The sequence below is a fragment of the Pigmentiphaga sp. genome (assembly GCF_019689535.1).
Taxonomy (GTDB): Bacteria; Pseudomonadota; Gammaproteobacteria; order Burkholderiales; family Burkholderiaceae_B; genus Pigmentiphaga.
The window spans coordinates 1-4,060 of record NZ_JADGHH010000253.1 but is presented as its reverse complement, the minus strand read 5'-3'; the positions used below and the strand labels follow the sequence as shown (position 1 = coordinate 4,060).

Below are 4,060 nucleotides of genomic sequence, written 5' to 3'. Positions count from 1 at the left end.
AAGCCGGCCCGACGCCCTGACGAACACCGCCTGCACGCGTACAATTGCGGCGTCGTCAACTCTGCAGTGCCAGGCACTGCTTTTCGGCATGGCCTCACAGCCACGACCTAGACCCTTAATACCAGCCGGCCCCTTGTCTTCCGGCACCCGTTCGAGCCACCTCTGAGCCCGCCTGCGTCAGGCGGCCAGGCCCCAGGCCCGTGCGGGGCCGCTTTGTGTTTCCCGCGCGATGGTCGAACAAGCAACTGAACCCAAATCCCTCGAGCGCAACCGCCTCGAACCCGAAGACGCCCAAGAGGCTCTGGAACACGTCCAAGAGCTGCTGCGACGCCAGCATCTGGTCGAAGAGCTCGTCCAGAGGCAAGAGGCCGGGGACACCCGCGCGCCGCTCGTCGAAGCGCTGGTCCACCGGCAGCATGAAGCCGAGCTGAGCGCCCTGCTGGACGACCTGCATCCGGCCGACATCGCCTTCATCCTCGAATCCCTACCCAAAGAAGATCGGCAGATCGTCTGGCAGCTCGTTCGCCCTGAACGCGTGGGCGAGGTGCTGCTCGAAGTCGCCGACTGGATGCGGGAATCGCTGATCGCCACCACGGACCAGCAAAAGCTGCTGGCGGCGGCCGAGAGCCTGGAGGCGGACGAACTGGCCGACCTCGCTCCAGACCTGCCCCCCGAAGTCGTGGCCGAGGTGCAGAAGGGCCTGACCGACGAAGAGCGGGCGCGCCTGACCGAAGTCATGAGCTACCCCGAAGACTCGGTGGGCGCGATCATGGACTTCGAAATGGTCCGGGTGCGCAACGACGTGACGCTAGAGGTCGTGCTGCGTTACCTGCGCCGCCTGCACGAATTGCCCGATCACACCGACCAGATCTTCGTGGTCGACCGGCACGATAAGCTCATGGGCAGCCTGCCCATCAACCGGTTGCTGGTAAGCGATCCCGAGACCAAGGTCGCTGACGTCATGGACACCGAAATCCTGACGCTGGCGCCGCTCGACGAGGCCGCCGAAGCAGCCGCTGCGTTCGAACGCTACGACTTGGTGTCTGCGCCCGTGGTCGATGCCGTGGGGCGGCTGATCGGCCGGGTGACCGTGAACGAGGTGGTGGACGTGATCCGCGAGGCCTCGGACGAACAGGCGCTGTCCAAGGCCGGCCTGCAAGAAGAAGACATCTTCGCCCCAATCCCCAAGGCCATCCGCAACCGCGCGCCGTGGCTGCTAGTCAACCTGTGCACCGCCTCGATCGCCGCCTTCGTCGCCTCACGCTTCGAAGAAACGGTGGGCCACATCGTCATCCTGGCCTTCCTGATGTCCATCGTCGCCGGCATAGGCGGCAATTCGGGCAACCAGACCATGACGCTAATCATCCGGGCCCTGGCGGTGGGCCGCATCAACGCCGCCAACGTCGGCAAGCTGATCCGCCGCGAGCTCCAGATCGCATTTTTCGTCGGGCTGGGGGGCGGCGCCGTGGCGGGGCTGTTCGCCTGGGCGATTTCGGGGCGCTATTCGCTCGGCCTCGTCATGATGGCCGCGATGGTGCTCAACCTGCTGGTTGGCGCCAGCATAGGCATGCTGGTTCCCCTGACCCGCAGCCGGTTCGGCAAGGATCCGGCCATCGGCTCCTCGGTACTGCTCACCTTCGCCACTGACACGATGGGCTTCTTTATTTTCCTGGGGCTAGCGACCATCTTCCTGACGTAGCCGCGTCCCCGCCGGCAGTGCTCGCGCCCCACGCCGCCCTGCGCGGGGCGACGGCGTTCACGCCAAGCCCATGGCTTCCTTATAGGCCCGTTCCACCGACTCCGGCTGCCCTGCCTGGAAGATGTAGTGCTGCATGTGACGGCCGAATATCGGATGCGCCTTTAGCTCCGCCATGGTCATTCCCTCGACCAGCTCCTTGCGGAAGGCCATCGGCAATTCGACGCGGTGGTTCTTTTCCGGATCCCGCAATATGCCTTTCGGGTCCGCGCCGCCGGCGACGACCTCGAGCTCCTCGAAGAACTTCTTGCGGATCATGGCGATGCCGCGATCGCTGGGGCCCAGCGTCTCGAGGCTACGGTCGGCGATGGTCCCCTGCCCCACCCACGCGACGAAGTCCTGGTTCATCACATGGCTGGTGATCCAGTTGCCCTCGGCATCACGGATAGGCCCATGCCAGGTCGGGATGCGCTCTTGCACGTAGGGTTCGCGCTCCCGGGGAACGCGGGTGAAAGACCAGCAAACGCTCAGGGTGTGTTCGTCGTCCACCGGAACGCGCCACTCGAAGTGGTCACCGAGGAAGACGGCATTGGGCCACAAGCAGACCCGCCCGATAGACCACAGCGGATCGTCCTTGGTTGCATTGCCCCGGACACGCTTGTAGAGAAACCCGAACTCGAACTCCTCGAAGCCGACTTCTTTGTGCGGGGGCGAATAGGGCCCAAGCACCCCGCGCTGGCGCAGGCTCCAGTTGTTGTGCGCCCACTCGAAATGCACGGGATCGATGGAGTTTTCCTGGCACTGGAACCAGTTACAGGGAATCACGGACAAAACGATCTGCCGGAACCCATTGGGCCATGAGAACGCCTCCCAGTCGGGCAAGAGAGGGGCAGGCTGGGGGCCCATGTACGCCCATAGCAGGCCCGCCTTTTCCTGGACCGGATACGCCTTGATCCGCACCTTATCCTTCATGCGGATTTCCGGATGGGCGACGTCCTCGTAGGGCTGCTCCACGCAGGCGCCGTCCGCGGAAAAACACCATCCGTGATAACTGCAGCGCAGGCCATGGGGCTCCGGGAATCCGTGCGTCATGTCGGCTCGGCGATGTGGGCAGTGCCGGTCCACCAACCCCCAGTTCCCGCTCAGGTCACGATACAGGACCAAGTCCTCGCCCATGATGCGCACGGCTTTGGTCGCACGCGTGTCGAACTCGCTAACCCCCGCGATGGGCATCCAATACCGGCGCAGCAAGTCTCCCATGGGCGTGCCCGGCCCCACCCGGGTCAATAGCGCATTTTTTTCCTGATTCAGCATGACCGTTCCATTGCAGGTGAAGGAGTGCGGCATGAACGAAAAGCGGCCGCGCTATCTATATTATATATCATACTTATCTGCGCGGGCAGCAGGTGGTCGTTCCCGGAAGACCTGTGCGGCCGGTCCCGCCACGCAGGGCAACCTATAATGCGGCGTACCTACGTCACGATCCATCTCACCACGGCACGCAAAGGATTCGGGTTTGGTCAAGAAAGTCTCTCCATCGACCCGTACTTGGACAGCGGTCCCCAACGAAACGCTTTCGGGGGGCATCGTGGCGCAGATACGCGCCGCCGTTTTGAACAAAGAGATCGTTGCCGGCCAGTTTCTGGGCAGCGAGGCCGCGCTGTCCGAACAATTCGGCGTCAGCCGCATGGCGGCGCGCGACGCCCTACGCACCCTTGAAGGGCTGGGCATCGTCGAGATTCGAATGGGATCGCGCGGCGGCGTATGGGTGGCCCAGGGCAACCCGGATCGGCTGGCCGATGCAATGGCCATTCACCTAAAGCTCATCGGCGTCACGTCGGGCGAGGTGTTCGACGCCCAGATGGCGATCGAGGAAATGGCGGCCGAACTGGCGGCTGAGCGACGCAACGACGCCGATCTGGAAAGATTGCGTGCGGTACTGGCCGAACTATCGGCGCTCAAGGATGAACTCGACCGCTTTGCGGACGCCTCGATGCGCTTTCATGAAGCCATCGTGCAGGCATCCCACAGCCGCATCCTGCTGGCGCAGTTCCGCGCCCTGAGCATTGTCCTGCGCCCCGTGCTGCGCCCGAATCTCACGCCAGCATCGGCCGTGCGCATCATGCGCCACCACAAGCGGATGCTGGCTGCCATCGAATCCGGCGACGGCGCCGAAGCTTCCCGGCTGATGCGGGAACGGCTGAGCTACCAGAGGAATAAGACGTTGTCGCAAGAAGCAAGCTCGGCCTCCCGGGCGAAGGACTAATCCTCCCAGCCTGGCGGCCTTTGGATTTCCCCCGTCGCCCCCCCTTCGCCGAACGTCCCGAAAACCAACACCCGGACCACGTGGGCGGGCTTTACAAC

Annotated in this window: 3 protein-coding genes; 2 read left to right on the top strand and 1 reads right to left on the bottom strand. The window is 64.0% G+C overall.

The genetic code is table 11. The features are described 5' to 3' along the window. Positions 1-229: 229 nt before the first annotated feature. Positions 230-1,699 carry a magnesium transporter gene (gene mgtE, locus IRZ12_RS16115; protein WP_296470611.1) on the top strand — a complete coding sequence of 490 codons (1,470 nt, stop codon included), beginning with the start codon at positions 230-232 and terminating at the stop codon, positions 1,697-1,699. Positions 1,700-1,756: 57 nt separating this feature from the next. Here mgtE and IRZ12_RS16110 read toward each other — a convergent pair whose 3' ends face one another. Continuing rightward, the gene (locus IRZ12_RS16110; RefSeq protein WP_296470608.1) at positions 1,757-3,010 is read right to left on the bottom strand and encodes an aromatic ring-hydroxylating dioxygenase subunit alpha; all 1,254 of its coding nucleotides are present in this window, start codon (positions 3,008-3,010) and stop codon (positions 1,757-1,759) included. A gap of 202 nt (positions 3,011-3,212) precedes the next feature. Here IRZ12_RS16110 and IRZ12_RS16105 point away from each other — a divergent pair, with 202 nt between their 5' ends. After that, a complete protein-coding gene (locus tag IRZ12_RS16105; RefSeq protein WP_296470605.1) occupies positions 3,213-3,962 on the top strand; it encodes a FadR/GntR family transcriptional regulator in 750 nt (249 codons plus the stop codon). Positions 3,963-4,060 lie beyond the last annotated feature (98 nt).